Source organism: Acrocarpospora phusangensis, from assembly GCF_016862995.1.
Classification (GTDB): Bacteria; Actinomycetota; Actinomycetes; order Streptosporangiales; family Streptosporangiaceae; genus Acrocarpospora; species Acrocarpospora phusangensis.
On the sequence record NZ_BOOA01000061.1, the window covers coordinates 14,782 to 32,293 of the forward strand.

The 17,512-nt window shown below is 72.0% G+C and carries 10 protein-coding genes; 5 read left to right on the forward strand and 5 right to left on the reverse strand.

Going from position 1 to position 17,512, the window contains the following annotated elements; all coding sequences use genetic code 11:
* Positions 1 to 3: 3 nt before the first annotated feature.
* From Aph01nite_RS29715 to Aph01nite_RS29725, 3 genes are all read right to left on the reverse strand, one after another.
* Positions 4 to 3,057, reverse strand: coding sequence for a non-ribosomal peptide synthetase (locus tag Aph01nite_RS29715; RefSeq protein WP_204044334.1), 3,054 nt, complete (start codon positions 3,055 to 3,057; stop codon positions 4 to 6).
* A gap of 119 nt (positions 3,058 to 3,176) precedes the next feature.
* The gene (locus tag Aph01nite_RS29720; protein ID WP_204044335.1) at positions 3,177 to 4,646 is read right to left on the reverse strand and encodes an AAA family ATPase; all 1,470 of its coding nucleotides are present in this window, start codon (positions 4,644 to 4,646) and stop codon (positions 3,177 to 3,179) included.
* Between the two features lie 47 nt (positions 4,647 to 4,693).
* Positions 4,694 to 5,857 carry a TolB-like translocation protein gene (locus Aph01nite_RS29725; protein ID WP_204044336.1) on the reverse strand — a complete coding sequence of 388 codons (1,164 nt, stop codon included), beginning with the start codon at positions 5,855 to 5,857 and terminating at the stop codon, positions 4,694 to 4,696.
* 229 nt (positions 5,858 to 6,086) lie between these two features.
* On the opposite strand from Aph01nite_RS29725, the gene Aph01nite_RS29730 reads away from it, so the two are divergent.
* Positions 6,087 to 7,322: a protein kinase domain-containing protein gene (locus Aph01nite_RS29730; RefSeq protein ID WP_204044337.1), complete on the forward strand. Its 1,236-nt coding sequence runs from the start codon at positions 6,087 to 6,089 to the stop codon at positions 7,320 to 7,322.
* Positions 7,323 to 7,341: 19 nt separating this feature from the next.
* Positions 7,342 to 7,980, forward strand: a complete 639-nt coding sequence (locus tag Aph01nite_RS29735; protein ID WP_204044338.1) for a 4'-phosphopantetheinyl transferase family protein — start codon at positions 7,342 to 7,344, stop codon at positions 7,978 to 7,980.
* On the opposite strand, the gene Aph01nite_RS29740 is transcribed toward Aph01nite_RS29735, so the two are convergent.
* On the reverse strand, positions 7,964 to 8,797 hold the full coding sequence (locus tag Aph01nite_RS29740) for a metallophosphoesterase family protein (RefSeq protein WP_204044339.1): 834 nt from the start codon (positions 8,795 to 8,797) through the stop codon (positions 7,964 to 7,966). The genes Aph01nite_RS29735 and Aph01nite_RS29740 overlap by 17 nt on opposite strands.
* Positions 8,798 to 8,858: 61 nt before the next feature.
* Entirely contained in the window at positions 8,859 to 10,970 is a 2,112-nt protein-coding gene (locus Aph01nite_RS29745; RefSeq protein WP_204044340.1) for a glycoside hydrolase family 44 protein, read from the reverse strand.
* A gap of 160 nt (positions 10,971 to 11,130) precedes the next feature.
* Here Aph01nite_RS29745 and Aph01nite_RS29750 point away from each other — a divergent pair, with 160 nt between their 5' ends.
* The 3 genes from Aph01nite_RS29750 (at position 11,131) to Aph01nite_RS29760 (ending at position 17,422) form a co-directional block, all read left to right on the forward strand.
* Complete coding sequence (locus Aph01nite_RS29750; protein WP_204044341.1) at positions 11,131 to 11,736, forward strand: ATP-binding protein; 606 nt, start codon at positions 11,131 to 11,133, stop codon at positions 11,734 to 11,736.
* A gap of 170 nt (positions 11,737 to 11,906) precedes the next feature.
* Positions 11,907 to 14,999 carry a glycosyl hydrolase 115 family protein gene (locus tag Aph01nite_RS29755; protein ID WP_204044342.1) on the forward strand — a complete coding sequence of 1,031 codons (3,093 nt, stop codon included), beginning with the start codon at positions 11,907 to 11,909 and terminating at the stop codon, positions 14,997 to 14,999.
* Between the two features lie 248 nt (positions 15,000 to 15,247).
* On the forward strand, positions 15,248 to 17,422 hold the full coding sequence (locus tag Aph01nite_RS29760) for a choice-of-anchor J domain-containing protein (RefSeq protein ID WP_204044343.1): 2,175 nt from the start codon (positions 15,248 to 15,250) through the stop codon (positions 17,420 to 17,422).
* Positions 17,423 to 17,512: the final 90 nt, after the last annotated feature.

The following is a 17,512-nucleotide window of genomic DNA, read 5'->3' on the forward strand; positions in this document are numbered from 1 at the left end:
TGATCATTCGCCGGCGAGCAGGCGTTCCGCCTCCTCGTCGGTCAGGTCCGACAGCTCGGCGGCCAGCCCCTCCTCCAGGGCGACCGCCAGGTCGGCCACCGTACGGCGGGTGAACATGGTGAGGATCGGCAGCTCCACGCCCGTGATGGCGAGCAGCCGCGCGGCCACCCGTACGGCCAGCAGGGACTGGCCGCCGAGGCGGAAGAAGTCGTCGTCCACGCCCACCCGCGGCACCCCGAGCACCTCCGTCCAGATGTCGGCGACCAGGGCCTCCGCGTCGGTCCTGGGCGGGGTGAACGCGGCGCGCTGCGCGACCGGGCTGGGCAGCGCGGCCCGGTCGACCTTGCCGTTCGGGGTCATCGGCAGGGTGGCGATCCGGATGAACCGGGCGGGCACCAGGTGCGCGGGCAGGGTCGCGGCCAGCGCCCGGGAGACCGCGCCCAGGCTGACCTCGCCCACCACGTACGCGATCAGGTTCTCCTCGTGCACGGCGGCCACCGCCTGCGTGACGCCGGGGAACGCCTCGCAGGCCGCCTCCACCTCGCCCAGCTCGATCCGGTGGCCGCGCACCTTGACCTGGTTGTCGGTCCGGCCCAGGAACTCCAGCTCGCCCTCGCGCCGCCAGCGGACCATGTCGCCGGTGCGGTAGAGGCGGCCGCCGGGCTCGCCGTACGGGTCGGGGACGAAACGGCCGGCGGTGAGGGCCGGGCGGCCGAGGTAGCCGTGCGCCACCCCGGCGCCGCCGATGAGGAGCTCGCCGGGGACGCCGGTGCGGACCGGGTTGAGGCGTTCGTCCAGGACGTAGACCTGGGTGCCGCCGATGGGGCCGCCGATCCTGACCGCCGCCGGCTTGGCCGGGACCTCCCAGGAGGTGGACCAGATGGTGGTCTCGGTCGGGCCGTACACGTTGACCAGGCGGCCGGTGGAGGCGCGCAGGCGGCGGGCCAACTCCGCGCCCAGCGCCTCGCCGCCGACCAGGGCGGTCAGCTCGGGGTCGCGGTAGCCGGAGTCCAGCAGCATGCGCCAGCCGGACGGCGTGGCCTGCACGTGGGTGACCGCCGCCTCCTTGATCAGTCGCGACTGGGCGAAGCCGTCCGCCGCCGCGGCCGCCCCGGCGATCTCGACCCGGCCGCCGGTGACCAGCGGCAGGTAGAGCTCCAGGGCGGAGATGTCGAAGGAGAGCGAGGTGAGGCCGAGCCAGACGTGCTCGGGGGAGGCGCCGAGCAGGGCCTCCATCGAGGCCAGCAGGTTGGCCAGGGCGGCGTGCGGGACGGGCACGCCCTTCGGCTTGCCGGTCGAGCCCGAGGTGTAGAGCACGTAGGCCGTGTCCGAGCCCCGGACCGGCGCGCGGGCGAACCCCTCGCGGGCGGGCGGCGGGTCGTCGGCGAGCACCGTCGGCACCGGGTGGTCCGGCAGCGCCCTGACCGTCTCCGAGGTGGCCAGGACCAGGCTGGCGGCGCAGTCGTCCAGCACGAAGGACAAGCGGGCCGCGGGGTAGGCGGGGTCGATCGGCACGTACGCGGCGCCGGTCCGCTGCACGGCCAGCAGCGCCACCAGGGACTCGGCGGTCCTGGGCAGGCAGACGGCCACCAGCTCGCCGGGGCGTACGGGCAGGCGGGCGGCCAGGTCGTCGGCGCGGCGGTCGAGCTCGGCGTAGCTGAGGCGGGTGTCGCCCGCGCTGACCGCGATCGCGTCCGGGCGTTCGGCCACCTGGCGCCGGAACCGGTCCGGGACCAGGTCGCGGACCGGCGGCGCGGTGCGGTTCCACGCGTGGATCAGGCGCTCGCGCTCCGCGCCGGCCGGGGCGGTCAGCTCGGACAGGCGCAGGCCGGGGTCGGCGGCCAGGCGGGTCATGAGGGTCTCGAACTCGTGGGCGTACCCGCGGATGGTCTCCTCGTCGAACAGGCCAGTGTCGTAGACGAGCAGCAGCTGCCAGACCCCGCTCAGGCCGAAGATGTCCGCCTTCAGGTCGTACGGCATGTGGTCGAACCCGGCGTCGGCGCGTTCGCAGCGCACGCCCTCCAGGACCAGGCCGGGGCCGCCGGTCTGGTGGTGCATGCCGAACATGGTCTGGAACAGCGGCGTGCGGCTCAGGTCGCGCTCGATGTCCAGCGCGGGCAGCAGCCGCTCGAAGGGCACCTTCTGGTGCCGGTATCCGGCCAGCAGCCGGGTGCGGGTGCGCCGCAGCACCTCGGTGAAGGCCGGGTCGCCGGACAGGTCGGCGCGGGACACGACCGTGTTGGAGAAGTAGCCGACCAGGCGTTCCAGCTCCATCCTGTCCCGCCCGGCCGTGGGGAAGCCCACGCAGAAGTCCGTCTGGCCGCTGCGCGCCGACAGCAGCACCTGGTAGACCGCCATCAGCGCCATGAACAGCGTGCAGCGCTCCCGCGCGGCCAGCGCCGCGAACGCGGTCGTCGCCTCGCCGGGCAGCGGGTGCAGCAGGTGCGCGCTCGCCGTCGCCGCCACCGCCGGGCGCGGCCGGTCCGTGGCCAGCTCCAGCGGCGCCGCCCCCGCCAGTTCGCCCGTCCAGTACGCCAGGGACTCGGGGCTCTCCTCCTCCGTCTTCACGACGTCGGAGTACCGGACGGGTAAGGGGTCGAGGGGGGCTTCGCCGTACAGGGCGGTGAGCTCGTCGGCGATGATGCCGATGGAGCGGCCGTCGCAGACGATGTGGTGCGTCACCACGCACAGGACGTGCTCGTCCGGGCCGCACTCGATCAGCCACGCCCGCACCAGCCGCCCGGCGGCCAGGTCGAACGGCCGCTCGATGAGCGCCGTCAGCAGCGGCCCCTCCGCCCCCTCGGCCGCCACCCGCGCCAGCTCGAACTCCCACGGCGGGTCGATCACCTGCACCGGCCCGCCGTCCCCGGCCGGGAACCTGGCGCGCAGCGCCTCGTGCCGGGCGACGACCCCGGTGAACGCGCGGGCCAGCCGCGCCGCGTCCACCGGACCGGTGAGCCGGGTGGCCTGGGACAGATGGTAGGAGGCGTCCTGCGGGTCCACCTGCTGGAGGAACCAGACACGCTCCTGGGCGGCCGACAGCGGCAGCTCGATCATTCGGGATGCTCCCTGGGAGTACGGCGAATGCGTTCGGACTCAACGGGAGCGTTCCCGCCGACACTATGATCGCCCCGATCCCTCGTCAAGCAACAGTGTGTCGGCCCCGCCGCCCTCCGTCAGTCGCCCTCGTAGAGCCTGTCGAGCCCGATGAGCTCCAGATCCTCGCGGGCCGCGGCCGCCTCGGTGAGCGCGGGCATGAAACCCGCACCGCCGAACAGCAGGAGCCGGACGCCGTCCGCCACGCCTCCCTCGCGGCGCGCCAGCAGCCGCCGGACCCGCTCCAGGCGGTCGAGGTGCGCCTGCCCCATGACGTCGCCGCTCTTGGCCTCGCCGATCGCCAGCACCCGCTCCCGCCCGTCGTCGTCGCGCCCGAAGACCACCACGTCGAGTTCGTGGCCGGTCCGCCGCTCCGGATCCGGGATCGTGCCGGAGCCGACCCTGACGCGGAGCCCGCCCAGGGTGTCGCTCGCGGCGTGCCAGCGGGCCCAGGTCCTGGCCAGGTGCTCGAAGTGCGGCCCGAGCACCTTGCTCCGGAACCGGCTCAGGGACCGCTCCCAGACGGCCGCGCCGTAGCCGGGGCGCTCCAGGTCCGTCCATTCCGGGCGCATGATGGCGTGGTAGAAGGCCAGCACCGGCTCCGTGATCCGGTACGCCGCGCGCTTGCCGTGGAAGACGTCCGGATCGCGGGCGATCATGCCGACGTCCTCCAGCACGGTCAGCGCGTGCCCGAGATCGGTGGACTTGCGGCCGAGGTAGGAGGCGATGCCGCCGCGCGCGTGGTTGCCGCCCGCGATGGCCGACAGCACTCCGTGGTAGAGCGCCGTGTCGCGAAGTTCGGGTTCCTCGGCGAGCAGGAACCTGGCCTCGCGGAACAGCGGGCGGCCGGGATTGAGCACGTTCCTGACCACCCACGGCCCGAAGTCGTCCCGGTCGGCGGGGACGTCGCCGAGCGTGAACTCCCGGCGGTAGGCGGGCGTGCCGCCGACGACGGCGTTCACCAGGAACGCCAGGCGCGGGTCCTCGATCTCCCAGAACTCCCGGGCCAGCCGGTAGTCCAGCGTCGGCACCACCAGCTCCAGGCTGGCCCGGCCGCGCAGTGGAGCCGTGCCCGCCAGCAGCCCGCCCATGAACGACATGGCCGAGCCGCACAGCAGCAGCCGCACCGGGCCGCCCTCCCGCTGCCCCTGCGGCCCCAGCGCCCGCTGGATGAGCGAGGGCAGCTGCGGCGACGCCTTGGACAGGTACGGGAACTCGTCCAGCACGACCGGCAGCGGCGCGCTTCTGGTCAGCGACATGAGCACCCGGACGGCCTCGTCCCAGCCGGGGAACCGGCGCGGCGCGGGCTCGCCCAGGTACCGGGCCAGGGCGGTGCCGAACTGGTGCAGCGACTCCGCCTCGGTCGCCTCGGTGGCGGCGAAGTAGAAGCCCCCGGTCGCCTGGCAGACCGCGTCCAGCAGGAACGTCTTGCCCTGCCGCCGCCGCCCGGACACCACGCCGAGCGTCGCCTCCGCGCCGGGATAGCTCACGAATCGCGACAGCTCTGACCATTCGTAGTCGCGGTCGAACATCCCCGTGGGACGGTCCATGGAACCCCGATGATAAGTGAACCTATAATAAGTCAGCTTATCATTGCCTAGCCGGCGAGGGCGGAGGTGTCGAGGAGCCAGTACTTCTCGGGGACGGCGAAGAGGGCGTCGACGCCCTGGTGGGTCATGGCGAAGGTGGCGGCGGAGCGGACCAGGTTGCGTTTGGACTCGCTCTTGGGCGGGTCGGTGGCCTTGTCGGGGGTGGCCCAGTAGACGAGGGGGTCGGCCACGCCGGGGTTGACGCCGCCGGCGCCGAGGACGGGCTCGGGACCGTACAGGGTCATGAGGGTGGCGGTGACGCCGGTGTCGAGGTCGTAGACGACGGAGCTGGGGACTCCGTCGCCGGCGGAGGAGCCGCGGGGCGGCACGGTCTGGAGGAGGAGGTAGCGCTGGCCGAGCAGGCCGAACGGGAAGACCACCCACTGCGGGAGCATGGCGCGCCGGGAGCCGTCGGGCCGCTGCACGAAGACCCGCACGCTGGTGGAGGAGACGATCTGGGTGCCGACGCACCAGCGGGGGCCGCAGTTGACGTCGGCGTCGGCGGGGGCCCGGACGGTGATGCGCTCGCCGGTGAGCAGGTTGACCAGGCGGCGGTCGTCGCCGAGCCACGGCCAGTCCTTCAGCCGCATGCCCTCGGTGCCGGCCACCCGCTGGACCTCGCCGCCCTTGAGCGGGACGCGGTCGAGGCCGCCGTGCGGGAAGGTGAAGAACAGGTGCTCGCCGTTGACGGCCAGTCTCGGGTCGCGGCCGACGGTGACGCCGGGGACGGTCGCGAGCAGCACCGCCTCGCCGCCGTCTGACGGCATCGTCCAGAACTCGCCGGAGGTCCGGCCGTCCTCCTCGACGGTGCGGTACCAGGCGACCACGTCGTCCTCGGCCACGGCCGAGGTGATCTCGTGCTCGTCGCGTCCCCGCCGGTTGGGGATCGTGCCCATGGGCACGCCCAGGCCCATCTGGAGGTTGTACGCGACCAGCGTGGACTCCTGGCCGGGGTCGCCGACCTCCTCCATGAGCACCCGCGTCCCGTCCAGCCGCGCCAGCGGTCGCAACGCCAGGTCGCGGTACGACGACCAGGCCGGGACCTTGACCACGGCGTCCGGCCACACCTCCTGCACGGCCGGGAAGGCCGCCAGCTGCGCCGGGAACGCGGGTACGGCCAGCGTCCGGGCCGGGCGCGGCGACGCGGGAGGCCGGATCAGGAGCGCGGTCACGCCCACCATGGTCAGGACGAGAAATCCACCGAAGGCGATGTCACCCCAGGCACCCCAGGACCTCCTGGACCTTCGCGCCACGGCACCTCCCCAGTCGTTCCGCGATTTCATCGTGATTCGCGGGACCCGGTCTGTCGAGAGGCGGCGTTCCGGCGGTCTCGACACTAGAGATATAGGTGGCTAACGTCCGTAGATAAGGTGGTCTGACCCCCTATCCTGGGAGGCCGTCATGGCGGGCCCGGACGGAGCCTGGCGCGAGAAGGTCGAGGGAAACGTCGAGCTGGTCGAGGGAGAGGGCGGCGACGCGGACGTGGGCGACGTGAGCGACGGCGACGGGGTCAGATTACGCCTGCTCATCAGGGAAGAGGGCGCGACCGGTTTCGCGGCGGCGCTGCTGGTGCTGAAAGGTTCGCTGGTCGCCCTGGCGGCGGCCCACCGCGACGGCGCCGAGGCGGCCGCGGCGGAGGTGACCGTCACCTCCGGGGGCGGTGTCCGGCTGGGCGGCCGGTCCGCCGACCCGCCCGAGTACCGGGCGCCGGAGCTGTGGCGGGGCGCGCCCGCCAGCCCGGCCGGCGACATGTACGCGGCGACGGCCGTCTTCTTCGAGTGCCTCACCGGAGCCCCGCCCTTCCAGGCCGCGGGGGAGGCGCGGCTGGGCTGGCTGCACCGGACCGTGCCGCCGCCGGTCGAGCAGGTCCCGGAGGAACTGCGCCGCCTGGTGGAACGCGGCCTGGCCAAGACGCCGCAGCACCGGCCGTCCTCGGCGGCGATCTTCGCGGCCGAGGTGGAGGCGGCGGCGGTGGCCGCCCTCGGGCCCGACTGGGAGCGCCCCGGCCGGGTGGCGCTCGCCGCGCTGGCCTCCTCCTACGAACCGGCTCCCCACCAACCTGCCCTTCCCGAGCCGGTACGGCTCCCCGCCCCCCGCTCCAGCCGGATCAAGATCGCCACCGTGGCCGCCCTGGCCGCGGCCGCCGTGGTCGTGGTGGCCTTCTCCGCCGGGGACCGGCCCGCCCGCCAGTCGAACCAGGCCGCGCCGCAGCCCCCCGCCCGGGTGACGCTGCTGCCCACGCCCAGCCTCGCGGTCGTCGAACCCGTACGGAACACCGAGAAGCTGCCCGCCCACCGGCCGGCCGTGATCGCCGAGGAGACCGGGTCCCCGCGCACCGCGAGCCCGACCGCCTCGCCCACTCCCGGGCCGAAGCGCAAGGGCGGCGCGACGACCGGCGCGACGACGACCTCGGTGCCGGACGAGCAGGACGACGGCACACGGGAACCGGTGCCCGTGACGGAGGACACCGGGCAGCCGACGCAGCCGACGCAGCCGGCCCAGCCGCCCGCGTCGGAGCCGGCCGGGCAGCCGGTCCTGGAGGTCGAGGCGTCCGTCGGCCTGCCGCCGCTGCTGGGCGGCACCGGCCTGGACGTGTCGGTCGGCGTGCAGACCGGGCTGCTGGGCCTGTCCCTGTAGCCGATCCCGGAGGAGTTCGTTGATCGAGAAGATCCTGCCGTCATGGGTGGCGAGCGCGGAGGCGTTCGACGATCCGGCGGAGGCCACGCTGTTCCCGGAGGAGGAGCGCTACATCGCGCCGGCCGTGGCGAAACGGCGGCGGGAGTTCACCACGGCGCGCCACTGCGCGCGGCGGGCCATGGCCAGGCTCGGCGTGCCGCCCGCGCCGATCGTGCCCGGCGAGCGCGGCGCGCCCGGCTGGCCGCCCGGGGTGGTGGGCGCGATGACGCACTGCGACGGCTACCGCGCCGCCGCGCTGTCCCTGGAGGCGGTCACGATCGGCATCGACGCCGAGCCCAACGCGCCGCTGCCGGACGGAGTGCTGGACGTCGTCGCGCTCCCCGCGGAGCGGTTGGCGCTGGGCGACATGCACAGGGACATGCATGGGGGCGTGCACTGGGACCGCCTGCTGTTCAGCGCCAAGGAGTCGGTCTACAAGGCGTGGTTCCCGCTGGCCCGCCGCTGGCTCGGCTTCGAGGAGGCCGAGATCGAACTCGACCCGGCGGGCACCTTCAGGGCGCGCCTCCTGGTGCCGGGGCCGCGCGGCCTGACCGGTTTCGACGGCCGCTGGCTGTGCGAGTCCGGCCTGGTGGTGACCGCGATCACGCTGCCGGACTAGGCAGGATCTGCCGCAGCACGCCGGGCGGCGCCTCGCGCGGACCCCACTCGCGCGGGTAGCCGAGCGACACCTCCTCGAACCGCACGCCGTCGTACCAGGTGGTGCGGGGGATGTGCAGGTGGCCGTAGACGACGGCGGCCGCGTCGAAGCGCAGGTGCCAGTCGGCGGTGCGCTCGGTGCCGCACCAGATCGCGAACTCCGGGTAGCGCAGCACGAACGTCGGGTCCCTGACCAGCGGGTAGTGGTTGACCAGCACGGTCGGCAGGCCCGGCGGCCGGTCGGCCAGGCGGCGTTCGGTCTCGTCCAGGCGCGCCGCGCACCACGCGTCGATGCTCGGGTACGGATCGGGGTGCAGCACCATCTCGTCCGTGCACACCACGCCCGCCGCGTGCGCCCGCCGCAGCGCCTCCTCCTTCGAGTCCACCCCCGGCATGCGGAAGGTGTAGTCGTAGAGCAGCAGCAGCGGCGCGACGGTGACCGGCCCGCCGGGCCCCTCCCAGATCGGGTACGGATCCTCCGGCGTCACCACCCCGAGCTCCCGGCACATCTTCACCAGCCGCTCGTACCGCTCCACGCCCCGCACCGGGTCGGGGTCGGACGGGTGGGTCCACAGGTCGTGGTTGCCCGGCGCCCACACCACCTTCTCGAACCGGGACGCCAGCAGCCCGAGCGCCCACTCGACGCCGGCCACCTTCTCCGAGATGTCGCCGGGCACCAGCAGCCAGTCCGACGGCGTCCGGGGCCGGATCCGCTCCACGATCTCGCGGTTGTCCGCGTACCCGATGTGCAGGTCGCTGATGGCCAGCAGGAAACTCATGGTCGAAAGTGTCTCAAGCCCGCCGGGCGCGGCGGCAGGGGGGCCGCCGCGCCCGCGTCCGTCACGGTTCCGCGCCCGCCACCCGTACCCCGTCCACGTAGACGGTGACCTTCGGGTTGGCGGCGTAACCGGGGGCCGGAGCGGCCCAGCTGTGGTCGCCGTGCTCGTTGAACCCGCCGTGTCTGCGGCTCAGGCGCAGCTCGATCGGGCCGGTGGAACCGCCGGCGCCGAGCGTGCCGCCGGTGAAGCCGACCTCCAGGTACGCGTCCGCCCCCGGCCGGGGCGACGCCAGCGGCACCACCCTCCGGGTGATCTTGGAGCAGCCGGGCTGGGCCCGCTCGCAGGAGACGGTCACCGGGGACGCGCCGTCGCGGGTGAACCAGTAGCGCATCGTCACCCGGTCGAGCGCGATGGGCTGCGGGCCGGGGTTGACCGCCTGGAACGCCGGCTTGATCGTGTCGTTGCGCGTGGCGTGGTCCAGGTTGCGGTACCGGGCCTCGGCCCGCTGCCGGGGCACCGTGAACAGGGTGATCGAGTCGGCCGGGAACGTGTGGGTGAAGGTGGAGCCGGTGGCCGTACGGGTGAGGGCCTGGTCGGGGGCGCGGACGATGGCGGTCAGGTTGGCCGCGCCGTACCGGTGGACCTGGGCGGCGGGGGCGTGGCGGCCGGTGAGGTCCACGGGGCTGGTCAGGTCGGCGCCGCTCTTGTTGACGACCATCACGGTGAGCGCGCCGTCGGAGCCGCGCTCGGCGCCGTACACGGACAGGGCGCCCTGGTCGGCGCTGGTGGAGGAGACGGAGACGTCGCCGAAGCGGCCGCCCGCGCCGTCGTGGTTGAGGTACATGCGGAACGCGTACGCGCCCGGCTGGTTCGCGGACGGCGGGGCCCACAGGGTGGCCAGGTCGAGGCCCTCGCGGCCGAAGATGCCGAGGATGTCGGCCTGCGCCAGCGCGCCGTTGACGTGGTCGAGCGCGCCCCAGTTGTACTCGGTGATGGCGGTGCCCGTGCCCGGGTAGTTGGCGGCGACCAGCTCCTTCATGCGGGGGATGAGCCGCACCTGGGTGCCGATCCAGCTCTCGTCGGTGTACGACGGGTCCCACAGCGCCCGGGTGGAGCGCAGCCGCAGCGCGTTCACCGCCGGGTCGCCGCCCCCGCCGAACGCCACACCGCCCGCCTGCGGGTAGAAGTGCATGTCGAAGTAGTCCAGCACCCGCACGCCGTGCCGGTCCTGGTAGTCCTTCATCTGCCGCAGGTACCAGGTCGTGAACGGCAGGCCGCCGCGCGCGGGCCGGTCCGGCGGGTCGCCCCAGCAGCCGGTCCTGGCGCAGGTCTCCTGGTCGAGTCCCGAGTAGTCCCACGAGGTCCAGCCCCAGCCGACCGGGCCGAGCGTCTTCGCGCCAGGGTCGGCCGCCTTGACGGCCGCGCCGATCAGGTACGCCCGGTCCCGCAGTTCCGCCGAGCTCGCGCCCAGCGGGTGCACGTCCCGGTGGGTGCTGTGCCAGATGTCCGGCTCGTTGTCCAGGTTGTAGAACTTCACCCCGCCCTGGGAGGCGGTGCCGTACTTGCCGGTGAGGTGGCCGAGCCAGTCGGCGATGTAGGCCGCCCCCACCTCGACGCTCGTGTCACGCGGGTCGTTGCCGGTGACCGGGCTGCCGTCGGGGCGTACGCCGTTGCCGCAGTCGGGGCGCCATTCGTCGGTGCGCTGCTGCGGGCCGTACTTGGCGACGGAGAAGCCGCACGAGCCGTCACGGGCCTTCGGCGCCCAGCCGATCAGCGGCAGCGTCAGCACGGTGGCGGTGCCGGTGCGGCGGTCCTGCTCCACGAACTCGTCGGTGGAGGAGCCGTCCGGCAGGGCGGCCGGGTCGCCGTTCTCCTCCTCGATGTTCTCGAAGAACCAGTCGGAGGCCCGGTTGGTGGTGTCGTAACGGAAGTGGTAGCGGGTGGTCGCGTTCCCGCCCCACCGGCGCACCGGCAGGCGCAGTTCCGCGGCGAGCGCCTCGTCGGTGAAGTTGGTCCCGTAGATGTACGGGCTGATCGGGTGCCGCCCGGCGGTCAGGTCGACCGACAGCCGCGGACCCTCGGCGGATGCGGCCGCCGCCGTGGGCGCCGCGTTGCCCGCGACGGCCACCGACAGGGCGAGGGCCAGGGCCGGGAAAGGGAGTCTGCTGCGCACACGCGCACACGCTACGCAGGACCGGCCCCCCGGCAAGCGAACCCGCGCCCGGCCGCCGGGACACCCAGGCCGCGGCTGTAATTTTCACAGGCGGAGTCGACTCCAGTGAGGGTCGCTGTCATCGCGTCGCCGCCCCCTGCCAGCCGTTATCGTGTCGTGCATGCGTTCTCCCAGCCCGCGCTCCGGGACCGGCGCGCTGGAGATCGCCTTCCCGCCGCGGGCTCTGGTCCTGCTCACCGGCCTCCCCGGCGCGGGCAAGAGCACCCTCCTGGACCAGCTGTACGGCTTGCGCGGCGACGAGACCCGTCCCGTCCTGCGCCACGGCGCCCTGGTGATCGACTCCCGCCAGGCCCGGGTCCGCTGGGCCCGCCTGCTGCCGCGCCTGCCCCGCCGGGGCCGGAGCCTGGTCGTGCACCTCACCCACGTCTGGCGGATCGCCCGCGCCCTCCCGAACGGCCATCCCGTCGTCGCCCACTCCCGCGCCGCCTGGCCGCACCTGCTGTACGGCTTCGCCCTGCTGGCCCGCCTCACCGGCCGCCAGCTCCACGTGGTCATGCTGGACGTCCCGGCGGTGGTCGCCCGCGCCGGGCAGATCGCCCGCGGCCGGATCGTGTCGGAGACCACCTTCGCCCGGCACCGCCGCCGCTGGGGCTCGCTGCTGACCCGGGCCAGGTCGGGTGAACTGCCGCCCGCGCATGGCGTGCGGGTGCTGGACCGGCCGTCGGCGGACCGGCTCCGGCGCATCGTTTTCGAACGTTCCCGATGAAACGTACATCTTTGAGCCTGCGTACTTACCGTCCGTAGTTGACCAGGGTAAGCGCCCGGTCTAACATCCCGGGATGCGTCGATGGTGAAAGTTTCGTTTGACGTTGGAAACTTTCGGAACTCTCGCAACCCCGGAGGTCGTTCATGGCAAGGCTCTCCGCAGGTTCCGTCATGTCCAGAATCCTGCTGGCCGTCGCGCTGGCGGTCGGGACGGGGGTGACGGCGATGCCCGCCGAGGCGGGCGCCCAGCATGACTCCTACATTGTCAGCAGTCCAGGAAACGGCAGGTTCCCGCTGGTCGCGGGGGGCAGGGCGGCCCCGCTGGTGGTCAGCGCCGACGACTATCCCGGTGTGGTCCGGGTGGTCGGCGACCTGCAGTCCGACATCCAGAAGGTGACCGGCGTGCGCCCGGCGGTGTCCAACCAGACGCCGACCCAGGGCGATGTGGTGATCATCGGCACGCTCGGGCGCAGCCCGCTCGTGGACGGCCTGGTCGCCGCGGGCAAGCTGGACGTGTCGAGCATCGCCGGCAAGTGGGAGACCACGATCGAGCAGGTCGTGCGCAACCCGCTGCCGGGCGTGCGGAGCGCGTTCGTGATCGCCGGCAGCGACCAGCGCGGCACGATCTTCGGCGCGTACGACGTGTCCAAGGAGATCGGCGTCTCGCCCTGGTACTGGTGGGACGACGTGCCCGTCAAGCGCCGCGGCTCGCTCTACGTCGAGCCCGGACGGCACACCCAGGGCACGCCCGCCGTGAAGTACCGCGGCTTCTTCATCAACGACGAGAACCCCGCGCTCGGCACCTGGGGCCCCGAGTTCTTCGGCCCCGGCCTCGCGCCCGGCTTCGAGGGCGGCTTCAACCGCCACCTGTTCGCCAAGGTCTTCGAGACCATGCTCCGGCTGAAGGCCAACTACCTGTGGCCGGCCGTCTGGGGCCGCGCCTTCGCCGAGGACGACCCCGCCAACCACGCCACCGCCAAGCTGTACGGCGTGATCATGGGCACCTCGCACGAGGCCCCCATGATGCGGGGCATCGAGGAGTGGAACCGGCACGCGGTGGCCGCCGTACGCGACTCGGCGGGCAACATCGTCACCCCAGGCCGCGACCCGTACGGCGGGACCGGCGAGTGGAGCTTCCGCCGCAACCCCGACGCGATCAAGGCGTACTGGCGGGACGGCATCCGCCGCATGCGCGAGGAGGACTTCGAGGGCGTCGTCACGCTCGGCATGCGCGGCAACGGCGACGTGAGCCTGCCCGACGGCGACGGCATCGAGCTGATGCGGAGCATCATCGAGAGCGAGCGCGAGATCCTCGCCGCCGAGGCCGGCAAGCCCGTCACGGAGGTCCCGCAGGTCTGGACCCTCTACAAGGAGGTCCAGCGGTACTGGGACCGCGGCCTGCGCGTGCCCGACGACGTGACCGTCGTCTTCACCGACGACAACTGGGGCAACATGCGCAAGCTGCCCGACCAGAGCATGCCCGCCCGGGCCGGCGGCTACGGCCTCTACTACCACTACGACTACGTCGGCGGCGGCCGCAACTACAAGTGGGTGGACACCAACCAGCTGCCCAACATCTGGGAGCAGCTCAACCTCTCCTACAAGTACGGCGTGGACCGGCTCTGGGTGGTCAACGTCGGCGACATGAAGAACGAGGAACTCCCGCTCCAGTTCTTCCTCGACTACGCGTGGAACCCGGACAGGTGGCCGCTGGAGAAGATCTCCGAGTGGGAGGAGCAGTACGCGGCCCAGAACTTCGGCACGGACAAGGCCGAGGCCATCGCCGAGGTCCTGCACGACTACGCGGCGCTGCAGTCCCGGCGCAAGCCCGAGCTGCTCAACCGCCTGATCAGCCTGGACCCGGCCAAGGACCTGTCCACCGACTCCAGCGCGGTGCTCTACGACGACCAGGCCAACCCCTACAGCCTGACCAACTACCGCGAGATGGAACTGGTGACCGCCGAGTGGGCGGCCCTGTCGTCGCGGGCCGAGAAGATCGGCCGCCAGCTCGGCTCCGCCGCCCAGGACGCCTACTTCCAGCTCGTGCTCTACCAGGTCAAGGCCACCGCCAACCTGTACGCGCTGCGCCTGGCCGAGTTCGACAACATCCGCTACGCCGCGCAGGGCCGGGCCCTCACCAACGACCTGGCCGCGCTCGCCGAAGCCAGGTTCGCCGACGACCAGGCCATGAACCACCACTACAACACCGCGCTGGCGGGCGGCAAGTGGAAGAACTGGCAGCTCCAGCCCAAGATCGGCTACGGCGACATCGCCAGGTACGGCCCGAACGCGCCCTGGCAGCAGCCCGAGCTGAACAACGTGGCCCTGCCCGACGAGATCTTCCCCGCGGTCAAGCGCATCACGCTGCCGGCCGCGGCCGAGATGGGCGTGGCCCTGGACGGCTCGGACGCCTGGTGGCCGAACTCCACGGCGCCCGCGGTGCTGCCGGCGTTCAGCCCGTACCAGAGCCAGCCGGCGCAGTACATCGAGGTGTTCAACCGGGGCACGACGGCCTTCGACTACCAGATCAAGCCGTCGGTCTCCTGGCTGAAGGCCGAGCCCAGCCGGGGCCGGCTGGACAAGCAGGTCCGCAGCACCCTGCGGGTCGACTGGTCCAAGGCGCCCAAGGGCACGACCAACGTGCCGATCACCGTGACCGGGCCCGGCGGGTCCAGCGTGGTAGTGAAGGCCGTAGTGCAGAAGCCGAACACCGGGCAGGTGAAGGGCTTCGTCGAGGCCAACGGGTACGTGTCGATGGAGGCGGACCAGTACTCCAGGGCCGTCTCCTCCGGTGGGGTGTCGTGGAAGCGCATCCCGGGCATCGGCCGTACCGGATCGGGCCTGACGCCGATCCCGGTGACGGCGGCGCGCCAGACGCCGGGCGGTGACAGCCCGCGGCTGGAGTACAAGATGCACCTGTTCACCACGGGTCCGGTGAAGGTGACGGCCTACCTGTCGCCGCGCAACAACGTGCTCGCCACCGAGGGCCTCAAGTACGCCGTCTCGATCGACGACGGAGCGCCCCAGGTGGTGGACATCATCGCGGCCACCGGTTCGGACGACACCCGGATGAACCGGCAGTGGGAGCGCAACACCTCCGACAACGTCAACCGGACGACCACCACGCACACCGTCACCCAGGCGGGGGCGCACACGCTCAAGTTCTGGATGGTGGATCCGACGGTGATCGTGCAGAAGATCGTCGTCGACACCGGCGGGGTGCTGACCAGCTACCTCGGCCCGCCGCAGAGCACGCGGAGCTAACCCCCTCAGGGGCGCGCGGACCCGTTAGGTCGGGACGGGTCCGCGCGCCCATTCCGCTGAAATCCCCTTGACAGATTGCGACACTCCAGGACAAAACGCATTGTTAAGCGAAAAGTCCTGAAATTGTCGCGATTTATTGGCAAATGAAGCCTCTTGTGTCGTATTGATATGACGAGTAATCACGTTCATGTCAGCGCATCTGTCATGCGCGGCGGACTTCCGACGACCGAGCACCCAAGGGGGATTCCATGGCCCGCAAGCGGTTCGCGGGACTGGCGGCCACGGCTCTTGTCCTGCCCTTACTCACCCTCCTCCCGGCGCCAGCGGGCGCCGCCCCGGGCGCGCCGGCGCCCAGCGACGTACGCGAGTTCACCGGCAAGATCACGAAACTGTCCGGCAAGGAGATCGACGCGCCCTTCGTGTACACGCCCAGGGCGAGCAAGGCGCGCTCCGCCGCCGCGGCCGTGACGCCGCCGGTGGGCACGGTGCGGACCTGGCCGGCCCTGGACGACACGATCGGCCAGGCGTACCTCAAAACGTTCACGCTGCGCGGGGTGGGCTCCAAGATCGAGGTCTGGGTGGCCAACGACACGGCGTTCCCGGCCGGCGACTGCCGTACCCAGATCCCCGGCTCGACCACGGTCACCGACCAGCAGGTCGCGAGCCTGATCAGCGAGTTCGACACCAACATGTACCCGAAGGAGACGGCGGCCTTCAGCACCCCGCCGGACCGGGACGGCAGCGGCGCGATCATCGCGGGCGACTACACCGGCCAGGGCGACCGCACGGTCGCGCTGATCGACAACGTCAAAGACGACAACTTCTTCGACTTCCCGGCGTTCCCCACCTACATCGCCGGATTCTTCTCGTCGGCCATCAACAATTGGACCGACCGAAATGTCATGACAATTGACGCTTTCGACTGGGAGCACCGCACCGGTGCCAGTCCGGCCGACGCGTCCACCGCGGACCTGTGCACCAGCCGCCCGGCCCGCCCGCGCCTGTACGAGGGCGTCTTCGCGCACGAGTGGCAGCACCTGCTGCACTACTACACCGACCCGTTCGAGGGGAACTGGATCAACGAGGGCCTGTCCGACTTCGCGCAGACCCTGGTCGGGTACGTGGACGCCACCCGTACCGTGTTCGACCCCGCGCCGGACAGCCACATCTACTGCTACCAGGGCTTCGGCTCCGTGCAGACGCAGTACAACCCCAACCCGCGCGACTGCGGCGGCCCGGAGAACTCGCTCACGCTCTGGGGTGAGGGCCAGCCCAGCGAGGTCCTCTCCGACTACGGCCACGCCTACTCCGCCATGCTCTTCCTCTACGACCGGTACGGCACCGACCTCATGTCCCGGCTCCACCGCGACGGCGAACGGCAGGGCCTGGCGAGCCTGGACGCGGCGCTGGAGGCGGAGGGCGTCTCCGATCCGTACAAGGTGCTGCACGACCACCAGACCATGACCCTGGTCGACAAGATCATCGGAGATTCCAGGCACGGCGTCATGTTGGGCGTGCCGAAGAGCCGGGTGACCACCAAGAGCCTGCGCTCCACGGTCAACTTCGCCAACCCCAACGTCAACGACAACCCGGGCGCCGCGCCCAACGGCGCCGACTACGTCGCCCTGCAGAAGGCCAATGGAACCGTGCTGAAGGGCAGCGAACTGCGCTCGCTCAGCTTCAAGGGCGCCAAGTCGCTGCCGCCGCAGCCGCTGACCTGGACGAGCGTCTCCACCGACCCGGACCGGCCCGGCAACCCCGTGCTCTGGTCCGGCGACGGCAACAACATCAACGCCACCGCCGTGGCCTCGGTGACCGTCCCGGCCGCCGACCCCACCCTGCGCTTCCTCGCCAAGTACGGCGCGGAGGAGGGCTACGACTACGGCTACGTGCTCGTCTCCGCCGACGGCGGCACCACCTACACGGCCATCTCCGGCGACCAGACCGTGGAGGGACCGCTCGGCCCGTCCCTCAACGGCACCACCACCGGCTTCGAGCCGCACACCTTCGACCTGTCGGCGTACGCGGGACAGTCCATCCTGCTCGGCTTCCAGTACGTCAGCGACGGCGGCGTCAACGAGGGCGGCCTGCGGGTGGACGACGTCACCGTGGGGTCCACGGTGGTCAGCGACGGCTCCAGCCTGGCGCCGTTCAAGACGCCCACCCAGATCAAGCCCGTCCAGATCAAGAACTGGAACGTGCGGCTGGTGGGGCTCGACGAGTCCAACAAGATCGCTCTGCAGGCGGAGTTCAACGGCAAGACGAGCTTCTCGCTGAACCGGGTGGAACTGCTGCTCGCGGTTCCCTTCAAGAAGGTCGTCGCCATCGTCGCGTACGACGAGCCGACCGAGCAGGTCACCCAGTACGCGCCGTACCAGCTCACCGTCAACGGCGTGGTCCAGCCGGGAGGCGCCGCCTTCTAGCCCACCCGTGACTCCGATCCACAACGACGGAGCCTCCGATGCCACCCGGCACCGGAGGCTCCGTCCTCTCGCACGGGTCGTCTCTCAGGA

Coding starts and splice junctions, on each gene's coding strand:
- Aph01nite_RS29755 (WP_204044342.1), top strand. CDS start 11,907: ATGTCCAGAATCCTGCTGGCCGTCGCGCTGGCGGTCGGGACGGGGGTG.
- Aph01nite_RS29740 (WP_204044339.1), bottom strand. CDS start 8,797: ATGAGTTTCCTGCTGGCCATCAGCGACCTGCACATCGGGTACGCGGAC.
- Aph01nite_RS29720 (WP_204044335.1), bottom strand. CDS start 4,646: ATGGACCGTCCCACGGGGATGTTCGACCGCGACTACGAATGGTCAGAG.
- Aph01nite_RS29760 (WP_204044343.1), top strand. CDS start 15,248: ATGGCCCGCAAGCGGTTCGCGGGACTGGCGGCCACGGCTCTTGTCCTG.
- Aph01nite_RS29730 (WP_204044337.1), top strand. CDS start 6,087: ATGGCGGGCCCGGACGGAGCCTGGCGCGAGAAGGTCGAGGGAAACGTC.
- Aph01nite_RS29750 (WP_204044341.1), top strand. CDS start 11,131: ATGCGTTCTCCCAGCCCGCGCTCCGGGACCGGCGCGCTGGAGATCGCC.
- Aph01nite_RS29715 (WP_204044334.1), bottom strand. CDS start 3,057: ATGATCGAGCTGCCGCTGTCGGCCGCCCAGGAGCGTGTCTGGTTCCTC.